This window comes from Winogradskyella sp. 4-2091 (assembly GCF_045765065.1).
Lineage (GTDB): Bacteria > Bacteroidota > Bacteroidia > Flavobacteriales > Flavobacteriaceae > Winogradskyella.
This window is the reverse complement of record NZ_JBJKOD010000012.1, coordinates 46,823-63,144: the sequence shown is the minus strand read 5'-3', so window position 1 is coordinate 63,144 and position 16,322 is coordinate 46,823. Positions and strand designations below refer to the sequence as shown.

Genomic DNA, 16,322 nt, shown 5'->3' with positions numbered 1-16,322 from the left:
TTTTAACATAACAAAATTATGTAAAAGAATAGACGGCTGAACACGGATTAACAAAAACTTTAACAGTTTTATAAACAATTAAAAGGTTCTCCTATTTTTTATAAAATACGACCAAACAATGGAGTTGCTTTCGTAGTAATTAGCCCTTTGAGATAATAGATTTCGTTGTTTTATTAACCGTGGTAAATTAGAATAAAAAGAAAAATGAGCTTTAAGAATGGCTAAGAAAAATGCTGGTTTCAGCTGAAATAAAAATCTAACACCTGCTACACCATCTAAAAGCATACGTGCAACAATGCGTACAAAAACTTTAGAGTCCGTATTTTTTAATAAAGTAAATAAGCTATTTCTAAAATTAAGATAGGTTTTCCTAGGATTTGTATTACTCAATGTCGCACCACCAACATGATTAACGGTTGAAGTACCAACATATTTAATAGTGTAATTGGCGTTAAAAGCGCGCCAACACAAATCTATTTCTTCCATATGAGCAAAATAAGATTCATCAAAACCTTTTAATGTTCTAAATACAGATTTTCTTATAAATAAACATGCACCAGAAGCCCAAAATATATCTCTTGTGTCGTTGTATTGTCCGTTGTCCTGTTCTATAGTATCAAAAATTCGACCACGACAATAAGGATAGCCATATTTATCAATAAATCCGCCTGCAGCTCCTGCATATTCAAAAAGTGATTTGTTTTTAAAATCTAATATTTTAGGTTGAATAATTGCAGTGTTTTCATTGGTGCTAAATTCTGAAACTATAGGTTGAAGCCAATTTTTAGTAACTTCAATATCACTATTTAGTAAGCAGAGTAGTGGTTCTTCAACATGTTGTAAAGCCTCGTTATAGCCTTTAGCATAACCTCCATTCTCTGTATTTTTTATAACCTTAACCGTTGGAAATGTTTTGGCAATAAATTCAACGGAGTCATCTGTTGATGCATTATCAGCTACATAAATCACAGCATCACTAGAATACTTTATAACGGAAGGTAGAAACTGCTCTAACAATGCTTTTCCATTCCAGTTTAATATAACAACAGCTAAGTCTTTTGTTTGAAGCATTTATAGAGATTTATAATCTGGAATGTCTTTTAAAAACGAATAGCGTTCTTGTTCCATATCCATTTCACAATAATAATGATTTAAACCGTTAGTTACCATTAAATACGTGGCATTTAAAACAAGGTTATAACGCGCAATTTGGTCAAAGGTAGTTTGGTCAATCTTTATACTGTGCGATTTGCATTCTACAATTAAAAAAATACTGCCATCAGGATTAAAAATAACAATATCATAGCGTTTTTTTAAACCATTAATAGTGAGTTCTTTTTCAACGTTAATCAGTGATTTTGGGTAGTTTTTATCATTAATTAAATAGTGAACACAATGCTGTCTTACCCATTCTTCAGGTTGAAGAATGATGAATTTTTTACGAATGACATCAAAAATAGAAACTTTATTTTCTGTACTTTTGAAACGGTATTCAAACTTTGGAAAGTTGAGTTCTTGAAACACTAAAATTACTGATTTGGTTCAAATTTAAGGACATACAAGCAATATCCAAAGAACAAACTATAAACTTGGAATTTTTAAACTTTTGGACGACGTAAAACAACTTGTATCTGCTATAAAAAAAGGCGACCTTAAACCTATTTATTTCTTAATGGGTGAAGAAGCTTATTATATTGATAAGGTTTCAGATTATATTGAAGACAACGTGTTAGATGAAGCCGAAAAAGGGTTTAATCAAATGGTGCTTTACGGTAGAGATATTACCATAGATGATATTGTGAGCAATGCTAAGCGTTATCCAATGATGGCTGAGCGTCAAGTAGTGATTGTAAAAGAAGCCCAAGATTTAAGCAGAACTATTGAGAAATTAGCGCAATATGCTACAAATCCACAACCTTCAACAGTTTTAGTGCTTAATTATAAGTATAAAAAGTTAGATAAACGTAAAGCGTTGTATAAAGCCATTAAGAAGGTTGGTGTTGTTTTTGAAAGTAAAAAAATGTACGAAAACCAAGTTGCGGATTGGATTAGACGCGTACTCGCTGGCCAGAATTACAATATTTCGCCAAAAGCGGCCCAGATGCTAGTTGAATTTTTGGGTACGGATTTAGGTAAAATTGATAATGAACTGAGTAAGCTTAAAATTGTTTTACCAGCAGGCACACAAATTACACCAGAACATATTGAAGAGAATATAGGAATTAGTAAAGACTACAATAACTTTGAATTGCGTAAAGCTGTTGGTCAGCGCAATGTGCTAAAAGCACATAAAATCGCTAAGTATTTTGCCGACAATCCTAAGGATAATCCTATGGTTGTAACTGTGTCTTTATTGTTTGGTTTCTTTTCGCAATTATTGCATCTTCATGGCATGTCTGATAGAAATCCTAGAAGTGTGGCATCTGCTCTAAAAGTGAATCCGTATTTTGTAAATGAATATTTAGATGCAGCTAGAAATTACCCTATGAAAAAAGTGAGTTATGTTATTGGAGTGCTACGAGATTTCGATGTAAAAAGTAAAGGTGTAGGATCTAATGCAACACCTCAAGGCGACTTACTTAAAGAGTTGTTAGTCAAAATTCTAGGATAAGTTTATAAAATTTATTTTATTCTTTAAAACAGCATATTATAATGCTGTCATTCTGAACTTATTTCAGAAACTATAGAATTATCAATTGCCTAATTATTGTCGATGTTTTATCATAATTGTGAATTTTCACAAAGTAAATTCCTGTTTCAAATCCTGAAATATCAACCTTATTTTTTGTGGTAGTTGATATAATTTCCCCAGTTGAATTATAGATTGAAACGATACAATTCTCCTTATTTATTTCGAAATAATCTTGAGCCGGATTTGGGAAAATGATAAGCTTATTATCTTCAAATTCTTCAACATTTAAAGTGGGTATATCCAAGTGATACAGACCTTGTAAATCACTATTATTTTCTTCAGCAGAAATGTAATATTCAGTTGAATTAATAGCAGTTATGCCTTCAATTTGTGTTGAATAATTTAGAGGCACTTCAACAGAGGTCTTAGTTATTGTTCCGTTAGAAAATAGACCAGAATTAAAATCACTTAACTGAATTAAAAAAGCACCATTAAGGTCGTAACCACAAATAAGAATTGAATTAGTTATACTGTTATAAGTTGCTCCAGACACTAAGCCTTGGCTTACAATCGTGTCAATAGGAGCAATGCTATACGTTCCTGGTGTTTTAGATACTTGATAAATATTAGTGTTGCCATCTACCCAGTTTTTACTGCAAATATAAAGGTTATTGTTATAGTGAATTAATGCTTCAGCATCAAAATTAGTAGCTAAAGGACTTGGCGTAAAATCAGTTTGGTTGCTATAATTAAAGTTAATAATATCAGCTGTTACAGATATGTTGGCAAAATAATCTGCAATACTAATTCTGTAGATTTTTAAATCGGTTCGTTCGCCTGTATAGTTGCCAAAATCGCCAATATAAATGTAAGTATCATCATGCGCTAAATCTTCCCAATCTGTGTTGGTTGCATTGGTTATGGTAACGGTTCTTGTGATGTTTCCTGTATTAATATCAACATCATAAAGCTCGTTAGATGCATCAGAATCGTTATGAGAAATCAATGTGTTATTTAGATATAGTAAGCCTGAGGTTTCGGTTAATGCTATATCTAAACCAGATTGTAAGGTTAATTGTTGTGCATTAGAATTTATAATAAAGACTAAAAAAAGGAGTTGAGAAAATTTAATCTTCATTCTAACATTAGTTTTTAATTCAAACAAAAATAACAATTCATTACTCTTTTAGTTTACATATTTATTTAGGGCTTGAAGGTTATGTTTATTTGTGAAGTTATTATTTTGCCACTCTCAATCCTTCAGCATAACTACTGTTAAAGGCACTATTTTCCAACGCTTTCGCTGCTTTTTCTATATCATAATCCGCTCTTTTAAAGGTGACTTTTATAGCGTTAGGATTAGAAGGTATTGTGTTTTGGTTCAATTCCACAATAGCATAACAAAGTCTAGAATCGCCATCTTTTGGTTTTCCTACGGAACCAATATTTACAACATGCTTATAACCATTTTCATTTTTAATAACACGATGAAAAGGTTTGTGTGTGTGGCCACATAAAAGTACATCTGCTTTTTGTGATTGCATCATGTCTAATACCTCTTTTTCAGTATAATCAACAACCATATAATCGTTAATCGCTTTAACGCTACCATGAACCATTAATAGATTAAATGGTTCATGATTAGTTATAAAATTGTGTGCTAAATGTCTTGGTAAATTAATGAGGTAATCTCTATTATCATATGTAACCATAGCACGCGTTATGCCTTTGTTTGAAGGATTTGATTCTTGAACAATAGGTAATAATAACGCTTCATCATGGTTTCCCATAATTGTAGGTATGTTTCGCTCTCTGATGGCGTTAACTACTTCATTTGGCCAAACATTATAGCCAACCAAATCACCTAAACAATAAATGGCATTTACATTTTCCGCATCAACATCTTTAAAAAAGGCTTCTAAAGCTGGTAAATTGGCATGTATATCTGAAAAAAAAGCTATTCTCATTTACTTACAATTTTTGGTGTGTCAAAATACTTCTTTTTCAACCAAAAGGATACACGAACCAGTAAAATTAAAGCTGGTACTTCTACTAATGGTCCAATGACACCAGCAAATGCTTGTCCGGAATTTAAACCGAAAACAGCAATTGCAACGGCTATGGCTAATTCAAAATTATTTCCTGCTGCAGTAAAGGCAACAGCTGTTGTTTTGTCGTATTCTGCACCTGTGGCTTTTGTGAAAAAGAAACCAATGATAAACATTAAGGTAAAATAGACTAACAAAGGAACCGCAATGATTAGAACATCCATTGGGATTTCAACAATAAGTTCGCCTTTTAAAGAAAACATGATGATAATTGTAAATAATAAGGCGATTAAAGTTAATGGTGAAACCGCTGGAATAAATTTAGTAGTGTACCATTCTTCGCCTTTTAATTTGACTAAAATAACACGACTTAATATCCCTAAAGCAAACGGAATACCTAAATATATAGCAACACTTTCTGCTATAGTAGCAACAGAAATATCTACAATAGCACCTTCAAACCCAAAATAGGGTGGAAGTACTGTAATAAAAATCCAAGCATAAAAACTATAAGCAAAAACTTGAAATATACTGTTTAAGGCTACTAAACCTGCTCCATATTCGCTACTGCCTTCGGCCAAATCATTCCAAACTAAAACCATAGCGATACAACGTGCTAGTCCGATTAATATTAACCCAACCATATATTCAGGATAATCGCGCAAGAATATAATGGCTAGAAAGAACATTAAAACAGGACCAATAATCCAGTTGAGAATTAATGAAATGGATAAGATTTTTGTATTTCGAAAAACCTTTGGTAGCAACGCAAAATTTACTTTCGCCAGAGGTGGATACATCATAACAATTAGCCCAATGGCAATAGGAATATTGGTGCTTCCACTACTAAAAGAATTTACAATTTCTGGAAATGAAGGGAAAAAATAACCAATTCCGACACCAATAGCCATTGCAGCGAATATCCAAACCGTTAAATAACTATCTAAAAAACTTAATTTCTTTTTCATTATTTATGCGTTGATTTGTGAAAAAATATAAAATAATTCAGTGGCAATTTGAAGACTTCTTTCCTGGTATTTTTCCGCTTGCTGTGGTGTATTATCAAAGGCTTTTGGGTCTTCAAACGTAATTGGAATACGCTTTTCGGCACCAGATACAAAAGGGCAGGTTTCGTTTGCAGAATCACAGGTCATGATCGCTGCGAATTCTGATTTTGGATTAAAGTCATCATTTAATTTCTTAGAAAAACCAATAATAGGATGCTCATTTTGATCATATTTTATACTGTAAACTGGGTTTTTACCTTCAGAAAGGGTCTTGATTTCAAAACCAGAGTTCTCTAATGTTTGCGCAACCATAGGAAAAAGTGCAGTAGCTTCAGTTCCGCCAGAATAGCAAAATACATTTTGTATGCTGAAGTAATGTGCCAAGGTTTGTGCCCAAACTTGCGATAAATGACTTCTACGTGAATTGTGCGTACAAATAAAATTGATGCGTACGTCTTTTTTGTTAGTAACCTTATCTTGAATAAATGCTACTAAGGGTTGTAATATTAATTTTCTTTCTTCAGAAATGGTGTCTGTGTTTAAGCTTAGTATAGCAATTTCTATTTCAGAAAATAGGTTGGATTTTGTGGTTATCATTTTAAATTATTTAAAGGTTAACAACAGTTGCCATCTGGTGTACAACAAGGTTCTTCAGTTAGATCTCTAAATTGTAATTTTGGTTTTTCTGCAGGAATTCCACATTTATCTTTGGCTAAACAATCTGTTTGTTTGTTGGTTAGTAAGAAGTTTTTACCGTCAAAATCTAACCCAAATTTACCAATAGTATCGCCTTGGTATTCTACTTCGATTTCTAAATCTTCGATGCCTAATACGTTTTCAGAAAGTTCAATGATTGATAATAATTTTTCAGGATGCAATCTGTGGTCGTAGTCATTGGCATTCCATAATTGAAAGTTAACCACCTCTTCGTTTCTAACGGTTCCTCCACAATCGATAAAGTTTTTTGTGATTTTTCCAACTTCAGTAACATGAAAATGATTAGGAACTAATTCACCATTTGGTAATTGAAACGCTATGGTTTCTAATGCTTTTAGCTTGTTTTTAATTTCTGATAGTTTCATAATATATTGTATTTGTTTATTGCAATAATGCGATTAATGAATGTAAATTTTTTAACAGCAATTTTTATTTGAAAGGTCTTGGTCTAAAAACTGCGATATAATTGCTTTCATTTTAGTCCAATTTTCTGAGTTTATACAATAGCAAACGCTTGTACCTTCTACATTTCCTTTAATTAATCCTAAGAGTTTGAGCTCTTTTAAATGCTGAGAAATGGTGGGTTGTGCTAATCCGATTTCGCTAACCAAATCGCCACATACACAGGTATCCATTTTAAATAAATGTTGCAAAATTGCCACACGAGCAGGATGACCAAAGGCTTTGGCGATTACAGCGATTTCGTTTTGTAAATCTGTAAATATTTCCGTTTTTGCTAAACCCATAAGATTGTTTTATTTGTTCATTGCAATATTACGATTAATATTCTTAATACAAAACAATTTTAATCTTTTTGTGAATACATTAAGAGAATAGGGAAGTGGTTGTAAATTTAATTGAGCGTGGTAATTTTGATATTTCTAAAACTTACTTTTCCGTTGCCTTTGGCTTGTAAACCAATATAACCAGTCGCCGAAAAACTATCCATAGCATCAATTGTTAGGGTGTCATTAATCCAAACTTTTAGTTGGCTTTCTTTAGCTAAAATTCTGTAAGTATTCCATTGGTTAATTGTGGTTACATTTGCTAAAGGATTTGCTTTAGCGACAATAGCACCTGTTCTATTTGTTTGGTCAGGATGTATATCCCAAATATTAAGTTCATAACATGTTTTAGGATTCATATTTTCGCTATTACAACGTATAAAAACACCAGAATTAATTGTGCTATCTGGTTTAAACTCTAACTTTAATTCAAAATTGTTATATTTTTGTTTTGTAATAAGATAGCCTTCTCCATTTTTAATTTTACCAGTTAGAATTTTATTTAAAAATTCCCATTTCGCTTCTCCATAAGATGACCAATTATTTTCATTTTCTAGAAACAAGTTTTCTGATTGGTCGCATGCTAAAACTAAGAAAAATAAACTAATGCATACGGTAATTTTAAACGCTGAAATGTTAATCATAATTACACGTTTTATTAAGCTTCTTTCCAGAGTTTTTGAACCATTTTTAAATCCGATTTCATGGCATCAAAAACTACTTTTTTATCCACTTTAATGTCGGTTCGTCCTTTTTCTGCACCTCCTAAAGAATATTCTAGGTGTAAGGATGTTGGTGGATTTAATCCATAAGATTTTAATAGTTTAAAGTACTTATTAAAATCTACCATACCTTCTCCAATGGGTACATTTATTACTTTGTATTTTCCATCAACTTTTGCCCATTTATAATCTTTTAAAACAATGGTCTGAATTTTATCATTTAAAAGTTTTAATCCATTCTCCCAAGATAATCCACCATCTACCATGGCATGACGAATATCGTATTGCACACCAAAATAGTCTAAGTCTACGCTATCTAATATTTGATTTATTTCCCAGTACGATGCGCCAACTTTAGTGCCTGCATGGTTTTGGTAACAGCCTATAATATTGTGTTGTTTGTTAATTTCTCCTAGGTTTTTAATCTGTTCTTGGTAGATTGCTATGGATTCTTCCATGGTTAATGCTTCATGATATTTATACCAATTCATTCTATAGTATTGCACATCTTGTTGTGCAGCTGTTTTTATAATATCTAAGTCGTAAGACTTATTAATATCAGTAATTGCCGTTGTAATCATTTTACAAGTAGACCCTACAGATTTAATGTATTTAATGGCTTTTGGTAAGTCAGTAAGTACATCTTCTGGTAAAACATGACCTTTTGGTCTAACGGTTAAGTCTAGTCCATTAAAGCCTAGTTCGGCAGCGACTTCGGCAGCTTCTTTAATATCTAAAAACTGTAAATGTTTTGAGAAAAGATGAATATCTAAAGGTTTATCATCTGCAATTCCGCTAGACATATTTATTAACAAAGGCGCAAAGGGCATTGCTGCAACGGTAATTCCAGCTTTTTTAATAAATTTTCTTCTAGATAAATTCATGTATTAAAATATTAGAATCCAACCATAATAAATGGAAAGAAGTGATAAAAACAGTATGCCTAAGTAGGTTAAGAATTGTAACCCTCGTTTTGGTTTTTGATTAACTGGAACTTCATTACTTAAAACATTTTTTAAATTCATATAACCAACAATAGGCGCAAGTACAAAAGAAGTTGCAGTGGCTACGGCTAAAATTAATCCCATGTTTGCACCAAATGCATAAAGAACAACAATGCTCATTACGGCTATAATTATAATGCTAGAAGCGTAGTATTTTCGTCCTTTAAATTTTTCGTGTTCGTCAACTAATAAGCCAATAATATCTACACTCACTCTTGCAATAGCATCATGTTGTGTTAAACAGGTGCTGTACATAGTAGCAAATGCAGAAATAGCGATAAAGACATAAGCCCAATTGCCAATATGGGTAGAAAACAAGTTAATCACTTGGTCTGCAAAAATGGTTGCGTTGCCGCTTAATTCAGTTCCAGAGGCATAAAGTGTCATACAACCAATGGTTAAAAAGAAAATGGCTAAAACAGCGGTCAATATATAACCTAAATTAAATTCTTGCAAAGCTTCCTTTAATGGTGGTTTTTTATGGTCTACTTTATACTTTTCAGCACTCCAAAGACTCAGCCAGCTACTACCTTCAACAGCTGTTGGCATCCAACCGATTAACACAATTAAAAATAATATGCCAGTTTCGTTAAATATTTCTGGTGCATTAAAATTAGCAATAGGAGAGATTTGCCCTTTATTTATTACAAGTACTGTGGTTACTAGTAAAGCGCCAAATAATATAGGAATTAAAAACTTTAATGTGGTTTCTAGCAATTTATATTTTCCAATAATTAAAATGATACTATTAAAAACAAATAAACCTAAAGCCACTGTGGTTATGGCAACATCATGAATACCTAAAATATTAATTAAAAGACCTGCAGCAATGGAACATAATGCAGCAGGACTAGCAATACTAGTTGCTAACGTTATAAAGGCATACAACCATAAATAGCCTTTTCCTCGATTACTATAGCCTTCAATTATACTTTTACCAGTTACGTTGGTGTATCTAATGCCAAATTCAAAAAATGGATATTTTAAAAGGTTGGCCAAAATAATTGGGATAACCATTATCCAGCCATATTGAGCACCTGCTTTTGTAGAAAGAACTAAATGTGATGTACCGATTGCCATACTAGCAAATAGAAGACCAGGACCAAGATTTTTGAGAATTGTTTTAATCGTATTCATTGAGTCGTTGGTTATTAGTACAGGATTTCTAGTTTTTGTTGGTCTTCAACTTTAATTTCTCCAGAATTAATGACCGTATTATTTTTATGATGATTATTCTTTTCGCCCCAAAGTAAAGCGACAAGTTTTACAGGATTATCCTTAAATGTATTATCAGAAATATGAACATTGATAATACCTGGTGTTTTAATCAACAACTCAGATTTTTCTGTTTTACCACAATTTGTAAATAGGTTATTAGAAAGCGTTAAAACACCACCAATAGTAGATTCATCATAACCACCTCTGTAAAAATGAATCAGATTTTGGCTGATATTATTGAATTCACAATTATTGAAAGTAACCATTTCTGCATTATAATCGCCTTTTTCATCAGCAGCTAATACAAAGCCGTTTTTACTGTTTTTAATAATGGTTTTGTTGAAGTTGATACTATCTGCAAAAGACCCTTTTGAAGCTTTTAAGATGTAGTTGAAATTGTCAATACTACAATCGTCGATAAATAGATAATATGCTGAAGCCATATTTTCAGAGAGAGGTGCAAATGCGAGTTGATTGCCTTGTCCTTTAATACTAATATTTTGAAGCTTAAGATTCCCTTTAGGATTCATTTCAAACAAAGGAGTTTGTTCTTTTCCTTTATAAATAATTTCAACATTATTTTCTCCATTAGCTCGAAGCGCTATCTCCTTATCAATTTTAAGAGATGTATTTACTGAATATTCAGTATCAGTGAGCTCAATAATATCGCCTGATTGTGCTTGAAGAATTAATTTTGAAAGCTCGCCTGGTTTTGATGAAGCATTGTAAATATTAGGTTTTGAAATTTCTTTTTCGGTTGAAAACCAATCTGGTCCATATAGACTTTTATCTATTTTGAAGTTTTCAGCAGCCGTTAATTGATTAATTGCTCCAACTTTACTGTTATCACTTCGAGATGAGCCGAATAAGTCATTTTTAATTCTTACAAAGTCATAACCATTAAATACGCTATCTAAAGCTTGATTATTGGAAGTTTCAGGTGCATATAACCAATCATTGATTTTCTTCATTTTTATGGTTTCATTTTGAAACACATCAAATTCTGAAAAAACACTAGCATTATTATCCAAAGCATTGCTTTTAAACAGAATTCCGCTCATGTCATCATGATTGACCAAAGGTGCCGAATCTGATTTTGTATTATAAATAAGGTTATTCGCTATAGTTGTTCTAATAGGAGGCGCAGAACGAATTTCACTTTTTGGTAAAACATCTGCACTTGCTAAATTTTGGCCAACACCAATTTGAAATGGCGATTTACAATCTACCCAAGTATTATAAGCTACAACCACATCTGCGACTTGTTTGTAGCGATTTAAAGGCGTCATAGGAATGCCATTCATTATGGCAAGAGGACTTCTAAATTGTTCGCCTCTTATTTTGTAGAAATAGTTGTTGGTAATCCAATGACCTGTATTTACAGCTCTTATTCCTCCGTAAAAATCCGAATCGTCGCCACCAATAAAAATGTTAGCATCTACATTGGCATAATTGCTATGCCTTAGCACTAATGAGCCTTCGCATTTATAGAAAATATTGTTAGTAAATGCATTGTAATTTGTTTTATCTGAAATGATTTCAACTTCGCCATTACAAGCATCAAAATAATTGTTAGAGACGTTAACGTAACCAGGTGTTAATCTTGTTTTACTATCGCCAACCCTTATGGTTTCTGCTCTTGGACCACCTTTCCTTGGTCGTGGGCCAAAATAATTATTCACTATTTGATGATGGTTATTTATATGTTCATTACCTGTAAAAAAGACTCTAATCGTTTCGCCATCATTAGATTTTCCAGAAATATAACAATGGTCTAATTGATTGTGTTTACCATAAAACTCTACCCAACGGTCGTTTGTAGAACGGTTTGGTTTTGTAAACCCTTCAATCACTGTATTTGTAACTCTAGTGTGGTTGGCAATACTATCCTTACTAATCATGTATTTGATGATAGAACTTTCGGGAGAATAGCCATTTCTAAAATATAAACCTTCAACATTAAGATATGTACCACCTAAATGCAAAAATGATTGGCCTTCAATAAATACTTCGCCTGGCGTTTCAGCTTTTAGCGTAATTGGTGCTTCTTCAGTACCTAAGCCATAGAATTTTATTTGGGTATCTTTCCAAATACCATTAGCTAAAATGATTGTGCTTCCTGGTTCAGCTTGTGATATAGCGTTTTGAAGTTCTGCTATATTTTTGATTAAAACCTCGTCGTCAACTTTGTTTTTATCGTTGCAAGAAAACAGTAAAAGCGTTGTTAAGGCTATTATTAGATTGTATTTCATTATTTAGTTTATTAGATATAATTTGTAGAGATTTATCTTGTTTTGAGTGCTGTCATCGTCCCATCCAACCACCATCTACAGTTAGGATACTACCATTCATGTAACTTGAAGCTTCTGAGCATAGAAACACTATTGGTCCTGCGAAATCTTCAGGTTTTCCCCAACGTTCTGCAGGAATTCTAGAGAGAATAGATTCTGAACGGTCTAGGTCTTTTCTCAACGCCTCTGTATTATCTGTACTTATATAGCCAGGAGCAATAGCATTAACATTTATGCCTTTTGAAGCCCATTCGTTAGAGAACGCCATAGTCATTTGGCCAATAGCACCTTTGCTTGCTGCATAACCAGGAACCGTAATTCCGCCTTGAAACGTTAATAGCGAAGCAGTGAACACAATTTTACCAGCTTGTCTCGCAATCATGTCTTTTCCTATTTCTCTTGTAAGAATAAATTGTGCTGTTTGGTTGACTTCAACTACGTGGTCCCAAAGTTCATCGCTGTGCTCTGCTGCAGGAGCGCGTTTTATAGTGCCTGCATTGTTTACTAAAATATCTATAATAGGAATATCTGTTTTTAGTGCTTTAATGAACGCGTAGAGTGCTTTTCGGTCGCTAAAATCACAAGTATACGCTGTAAATTTTCTGCCGAGTTTTGTGATTTCTTTTTCTACTTCACTTCCTGATTTTTCTAAAGTAGCGCTAACTCCAATTATATCAGCACCTGCATCTGCAAGTGCAATAGCCATCGCTTTTCCAATACCTCTTTTACAACCAGTGACTAATGCGGTTTTTCCGTTAAGTTGAAATTTTTCTAATACACTCATGTTATATCATTATTATAAAATAGAAGCTTTGATGCGAATTATTTATGTAATTAGTTAATGCGTTTAAAATATAGATTATAAACTCTTAATTAACTTAGAATTATAAAAATACGAGGTAAAATTGGAATAGAATAAGCAAGTGAAGTTAATTTTAAAATAGGACAAAAAAAGAGGGCAGAAGCCCTCTAATGTAAGTTTTAATAATTTTGATGTTTCAGCGTTTTAAACGAGTATCATAAAATGGTTTATGTTTTCTTTAATTATGTCTGAATTTGAAAATTAGTACACTATAAATTCTGAAAAATTTTCCTCTTTCAATGATTTCCATTCTTCTTTGATGATGCTATAATAAACATCATTTCTACTTTTTCCGTTTGAAGCAACATAGTTATTTCTAAAAACACCTTCTTTCTGTGCGCCAAGATTTTCTATAGCTTTTTGAGACCTTAAGTTATCTTGGTCTGTACTAAATTGTATTCTTCTAAATCCAATAGTTTCAAAACCAAATTTTAATAATTCGAATTTACACGCTTTGTTTAAACCGGTACCTTGGAATTCTGTTCCATACCACGTCCAGCCGATTTCACATTTTTTACTTGCGGAATTTACATTACCATATCTTGTACAACCAGCAACTTTATTAGTTTCCTTATCTATAATTAGAAAAGGATAACAAAGTCGGTTGTTTTTATCCTTAATTGTTTTTGAAATATAGTTTTTAAGCCCTTGTTCATTGTTTATACTCATTCCCATAAACTCCCAAATATCTTTATCGAAGATTATATCTTTGAGTTCTTCGTTTCTTTTATTATCAAAAGGTATAAGTAAAACTCTGTCGTTTTCAAGTTGAATATTCGATTTTAGAAGTTTGATTTTCATTATAGAAGTTTGTTATCGTATTTATATAATATCATTTGCTCGCGGACTAAGGTAGCAAAAATGAATCTTTAGTTTTGTTTAATCTAATTCAAAAAAAACGCGTCAGATTTACTATAAAAACAAAAAAAAAGAGAGCAGAAGCCCTCTTTTAAGTTTAACAAATGCAATTGTTTTATTCTGCACTTTCTTCCATAGTATGATATACGTTTTGCACGTCATCATCCTCTTCTAATTTTTCTAAAAGCTTTTCAACATCTTCAGCTTGCTCTGGTGTAATCTTTTTAGTGACTTGTGGTATACGGTCAAATCCAGAAGAAATAATCTCTATATCATTAGCTTCTAAGTAAGATTGAATATCTCCAAAACTTTCAAAAGGTGCATAAATCATAACACATTTTTGCTCTTCGCCATTTTCATCTTCATCAGTATCTGCAAAAATTTCATCCACACCAAAGTCAATCAATTCCAATTCTAATTCTTCTAAATCAAAATCTTTGTCTTCAATTTTAAAATTACAAGTATGGTCAAACATAAAAACAACCGAGCCCGAAGTCCCTAAGCTACCATCTGTTTTATTAAAATAAGACCTTACATTGGCTACGGTACGTGTGTTATTGTCAGTGGCTGTTTCAACTAAAACAGCAATACCGTGTTGTGCATAACCTTCAAATAGTACAATTTTATAATCGCCTTGACCTTTTTCACTTGCTTTTTTAATGGCACGTTCTACATTGGCTTTCGGCATATTTACCGACTTAGCATTTTGCATAACAGCTCTTAAACGTGCATTACTACCAGGATCAGGACCGCCTTCTTTCACAGCCATTACAATGTCTTTACCTATACGTGTAAAGGCTTTGCTCATGGCAGACCAACGCTTCATTTTTCTTGCTTTTCTAAATTCGAAAGCTCTTCCCATAGTAAAAAATAGTTATAAATTATTAAGTAAAAAATTGCCAATTGAAAGGCAAAACAAATTTAAGAAAATATTGAAAATCTTAAAGTAACATTAAAGGTAAATATAATTTAATGTTATTCCTCTTCCTCAACAATAGCTTCAATAGCTTCGGCAAGTTTAAAATCTTTTATGGTTACGCCGTCTGCATCATGTGTGGATAGTGAGATTTTCAAAATATTATAGGTGTTAGACCAATTGGGATGATGATTTAAGGCTTCGCATTCAAAGGCAATTCGACTCATAGCACTGAAGCAATCTTTAAAATTATCGAATTCATATTCTGTGTGAATGGCATTCTCGTAATAATCCCATTCTGGAAGGTGTAATAATTTTTTTTCAATAGTATCTTCGTCTAATTTCATACGCTATGTTTTTATTAAAATTACTATAAAATTTATAATCACTACAGAAAATCACAGTCTTTATTTTAAAATCACTTTTTTAATTCTTCAAGAACCGTGTCGCTTGTAATTTGAAGGTGTTTAGGTAAAAGATTGAACTTTGGTAAAACCGCTAGATAACGGTCCTCATTAGTAGTAAATACCTGTTTAGTAACTACTTTTTTGTCTGTAATGAGTTTTAGTATTTCTTTTATAAAATCGTCATGATGTACTAAATCTGTACTACCAAGATGAAAAACACCATGTTTATTTCTGTTGATGATATAATGAATTTGTTGTGTCAATTTTTTGTCTAACATAACGTTCATTATAAGATTAGGAAACACTTCTACAGCTTCCTTGTCTTTTATAGCTTGTTTCAGTTCGTCTAATCGTGGCGAAGCAGGACCAAATACCATAGGAAGTCTAATTATGGCGACTTGCTTTTTGGGCATTCGTAATAATAAATTTTCAATCTTTATTTTAAAATGTCCGTAAACACTATGGCTTAATGTTTTGTCTAATTCGTAGCTAGGATACTGACTATACGCATCAAAAACATTAGCAGAAGACAAAAATATAAGTTTACACTTATGCTTTAAAACATATTCTGCAATATGTTGATGTGCAATAACTTGTGCGTTAAAATTTCCGCGAAGCGCAGAGATAATTATAGAAGGTTTTGTAGCTTCAAGAATTTCGTAAACATCGTCTTCTTCTACATTGTAGTGAAAGAATTGTTTGTTCTTTTCAAATTCCTTTTTCGGAATTCTGTAAGTGCCAAAGGTTCTAAAATAAGGACCTAATTCTTTGTAAATGGCATTGCCAATATAACCACTTGCACCTAATATGAGAATACGATGTTTTTGCGCTGTTTCCTTCTTCATTAATCAATCG

At 32.3% G+C, this 16,322-nt stretch carries 18 protein-coding genes; 1 reads left to right on the top strand and 17 read right to left on the bottom strand.

Annotation, left to right across the window (positions count from 1 at the left end):
• Positions 1 to 78: 78 nt before the first annotated feature.
• Together ACJBCC_RS14215 and ACJBCC_RS14210 are read right to left on the bottom strand one after the other, a co-directional pair.
• On the bottom strand, positions 79 to 1,071 hold the full coding sequence (locus tag ACJBCC_RS14215) for a glycosyltransferase (RefSeq protein WP_407557565.1): 993 nt from the start codon (positions 1,069 to 1,071) through the stop codon (positions 79 to 81).
• Positions 1,072 to 1,524 carry a type I restriction enzyme HsdR N-terminal domain-containing protein gene (locus ACJBCC_RS14210; protein WP_299099773.1) on the bottom strand — a complete coding sequence of 151 codons (453 nt, stop codon included), beginning with the start codon at positions 1,522 to 1,524 and terminating at the stop codon, positions 1,072 to 1,074.
• A gap of 82 nt (positions 1,525 to 1,606) precedes the next feature.
• Here ACJBCC_RS14210 and holA point away from each other — a divergent pair, with 82 nt between their 5' ends.
• A complete protein-coding gene (gene holA, locus ACJBCC_RS14205) occupies positions 1,607 to 2,611 on the top strand; it encodes a DNA polymerase III subunit delta (RefSeq protein WP_299099775.1) in 1,005 nt (334 codons plus the stop codon).
• 70 nt (positions 2,612 to 2,681) lie between these two features.
• Here holA and ACJBCC_RS14200 read toward each other — a convergent pair whose 3' ends face one another.
• The 15 genes from ACJBCC_RS14200 to ACJBCC_RS14130 all read right to left on the bottom strand — a co-directional run bounded on the left by ACJBCC_RS14200 (position 2,682) and on the right by ACJBCC_RS14130 (position 16,312).
• Positions 2,682 to 3,770, bottom strand: a complete 1,089-nt coding sequence (locus tag ACJBCC_RS14200) for a T9SS type A sorting domain-containing protein (RefSeq protein WP_407557564.1) — start codon at positions 3,768 to 3,770, stop codon at positions 2,682 to 2,684.
• Between the two features lie 100 nt (positions 3,771 to 3,870).
• Complete coding sequence (locus ACJBCC_RS14195; RefSeq protein WP_407557563.1) at positions 3,871 to 4,599, bottom strand: metallophosphoesterase family protein; 729 nt, start codon at positions 4,597 to 4,599, stop codon at positions 3,871 to 3,873.
• Entirely contained in the window at positions 4,596 to 5,648 is a 1,053-nt protein-coding gene (gene arsB / locus ACJBCC_RS14190) for an ACR3 family arsenite efflux transporter (protein WP_407557562.1), read from the bottom strand. The genes ACJBCC_RS14195 and arsB overlap by 4 nt, the downstream gene beginning before the upstream one ends.
• A gap of 3 nt (positions 5,649 to 5,651) precedes the next feature.
• Positions 5,652 to 6,284 (bottom strand): low molecular weight phosphatase family protein, encoded by a 633-nt coding sequence (locus ACJBCC_RS14185; protein ID WP_407557561.1) that lies wholly within the window; start codon positions 6,282 to 6,284, stop codon positions 5,652 to 5,654.
• Positions 6,285 to 6,301: 17 nt separating this feature from the next.
• Complete coding sequence (locus ACJBCC_RS14180; protein WP_407557560.1) at positions 6,302 to 6,769, bottom strand: DUF6428 family protein; 468 nt, start codon at positions 6,767 to 6,769, stop codon at positions 6,302 to 6,304.
• Positions 6,770 to 6,820: 51 nt separating this feature from the next.
• The gene (locus tag ACJBCC_RS14175) at positions 6,821 to 7,150 is read right to left on the bottom strand and encodes an ArsR/SmtB family transcription factor (protein ID WP_407557559.1); all 330 of its coding nucleotides are present in this window, start codon (positions 7,148 to 7,150) and stop codon (positions 6,821 to 6,823) included.
• Between the two features lie 107 nt (positions 7,151 to 7,257).
• A complete protein-coding gene (locus tag ACJBCC_RS14170) occupies positions 7,258 to 7,833 on the bottom strand; it encodes a DUF1080 domain-containing protein (protein ID WP_407557558.1) in 576 nt (191 codons plus the stop codon).
• A gap of 14 nt (positions 7,834 to 7,847) precedes the next feature.
• Positions 7,848 to 8,795 (bottom strand): TIM barrel protein, encoded by a 948-nt coding sequence (locus tag ACJBCC_RS14165; protein WP_407557557.1) that lies wholly within the window; start codon positions 8,793 to 8,795, stop codon positions 7,848 to 7,850.
• A gap of 3 nt (positions 8,796 to 8,798) precedes the next feature.
• Positions 8,799 to 10,052, bottom strand: coding sequence for an NRAMP family divalent metal transporter (locus ACJBCC_RS14160; protein WP_407557556.1), 1,254 nt, complete (start codon positions 10,050 to 10,052; stop codon positions 8,799 to 8,801).
• Positions 10,053 to 10,066: 14 nt separating this feature from the next.
• The gene (locus ACJBCC_RS14155) at positions 10,067 to 12,385 is read right to left on the bottom strand and encodes a chondroitinase-B domain-containing protein (RefSeq protein ID WP_407557555.1); all 2,319 of its coding nucleotides are present in this window, start codon (positions 12,383 to 12,385) and stop codon (positions 10,067 to 10,069) included.
• A gap of 52 nt (positions 12,386 to 12,437) precedes the next feature.
• Entirely contained in the window at positions 12,438 to 13,208 is a 771-nt protein-coding gene (locus ACJBCC_RS14150) for an SDR family NAD(P)-dependent oxidoreductase (RefSeq protein WP_299099796.1), read from the bottom strand.
• A 279-nt stretch (positions 13,209 to 13,487) separates the two neighbouring features.
• On the bottom strand, positions 13,488 to 14,087 hold the full coding sequence (locus tag ACJBCC_RS14145) for a GNAT family N-acetyltransferase (RefSeq protein ID WP_299099798.1): 600 nt from the start codon (positions 14,085 to 14,087) through the stop codon (positions 13,488 to 13,490).
• A 172-nt stretch (positions 14,088 to 14,259) separates the two neighbouring features.
• The gene (locus tag ACJBCC_RS14140) at positions 14,260 to 15,006 is read right to left on the bottom strand and encodes a YebC/PmpR family DNA-binding transcriptional regulator (RefSeq protein ID WP_299099800.1); all 747 of its coding nucleotides are present in this window, start codon (positions 15,004 to 15,006) and stop codon (positions 14,260 to 14,262) included.
• Between the two features lie 113 nt (positions 15,007 to 15,119).
• Entirely contained in the window at positions 15,120 to 15,407 is a 288-nt protein-coding gene (locus ACJBCC_RS14135; RefSeq protein WP_407557554.1) for a 4a-hydroxytetrahydrobiopterin dehydratase, read from the bottom strand.
• A gap of 71 nt (positions 15,408 to 15,478) precedes the next feature.
• Complete coding sequence (locus ACJBCC_RS14130; protein ID WP_407557553.1) at positions 15,479 to 16,312, bottom strand: sugar nucleotide-binding protein; 834 nt, start codon at positions 16,310 to 16,312, stop codon at positions 15,479 to 15,481.
• Positions 16,313 to 16,322 lie beyond the last annotated feature (10 nt).

Bases quoted from the DNA above. Each gene is read 5' to 3' on its own strand.
- ACJBCC_RS14180 (WP_407557560.1), bottom strand. From the start codon at position 6,769: ATGAAACTATCAGAAATTAAAAACAAGCTAAAAGCATTAGAAACCATA.
- ACJBCC_RS14170 (WP_407557558.1), bottom strand. From the start codon at position 7,833: ATGATTAACATTTCAGCGTTTAAAATTACCGTATGCATTAGTTTATTT.
- ACJBCC_RS14195 (WP_407557563.1), bottom strand. From the start codon at position 4,599: ATGAGAATAGCTTTTTTTTCAGATATACATGCCAATTTACCAGCTTTA.
- ACJBCC_RS14130 (WP_407557553.1), bottom strand. From the start codon at position 16,312: ATGAAGAAGGAAACAGCGCAAAAACATCGTATTCTCATATTAGGTGCA.
- ACJBCC_RS14140 (WP_299099800.1), bottom strand. From the start codon at position 15,006: ATGGGAAGAGCTTTCGAATTTAGAAAAGCAAGAAAAATGAAGCGTTGG.
- ACJBCC_RS14200 (WP_407557564.1), bottom strand. From the start codon at position 3,770: ATGAAGATTAAATTTTCTCAACTCCTTTTTTTAGTCTTTATTATAAAT.
- ACJBCC_RS14175 (WP_407557559.1), bottom strand. From the start codon at position 7,150: ATGGGTTTAGCAAAAACGGAAATATTTACAGATTTACAAAACGAAATC.
- ACJBCC_RS14135 (WP_407557554.1), bottom strand. From the start codon at position 15,407: ATGAAATTAGACGAAGATACTATTGAAAAAAAATTATTACACCTTCCA.
- ACJBCC_RS14150 (WP_299099796.1), bottom strand. From the start codon at position 13,208: ATGAGTGTATTAGAAAAATTTCAACTTAACGGAAAAACCGCATTAGTC.
- ACJBCC_RS14185 (WP_407557561.1), bottom strand. From the start codon at position 6,284: ATGATAACCACAAAATCCAACCTATTTTCTGAAATAGAAATTGCTATA.
- ACJBCC_RS14155 (WP_407557555.1), bottom strand. From the start codon at position 12,385: ATGAAATACAATCTAATAATAGCCTTAACAACGCTTTTACTGTTTTCT.
- ACJBCC_RS14145 (WP_299099798.1), bottom strand. From the start codon at position 14,087: ATGAAAATCAAACTTCTAAAATCGAATATTCAACTTGAAAACGACAGA.
- ACJBCC_RS14215 (WP_407557565.1), bottom strand. From the start codon at position 1,071: ATGCTTCAAACAAAAGACTTAGCTGTTGTTATATTAAACTGGAATGGA.
- ACJBCC_RS14165 (WP_407557557.1), bottom strand. From the start codon at position 8,795: ATGAATTTATCTAGAAGAAAATTTATTAAAAAAGCTGGAATTACCGTT.
- ACJBCC_RS14160 (WP_407557556.1), bottom strand. From the start codon at position 10,052: ATGAATACGATTAAAACAATTCTCAAAAATCTTGGTCCTGGTCTTCTA.
- arsB (WP_407557562.1), bottom strand. From the start codon at position 5,648: ATGAAAAAGAAATTAAGTTTTTTAGATAGTTATTTAACGGTTTGGATA.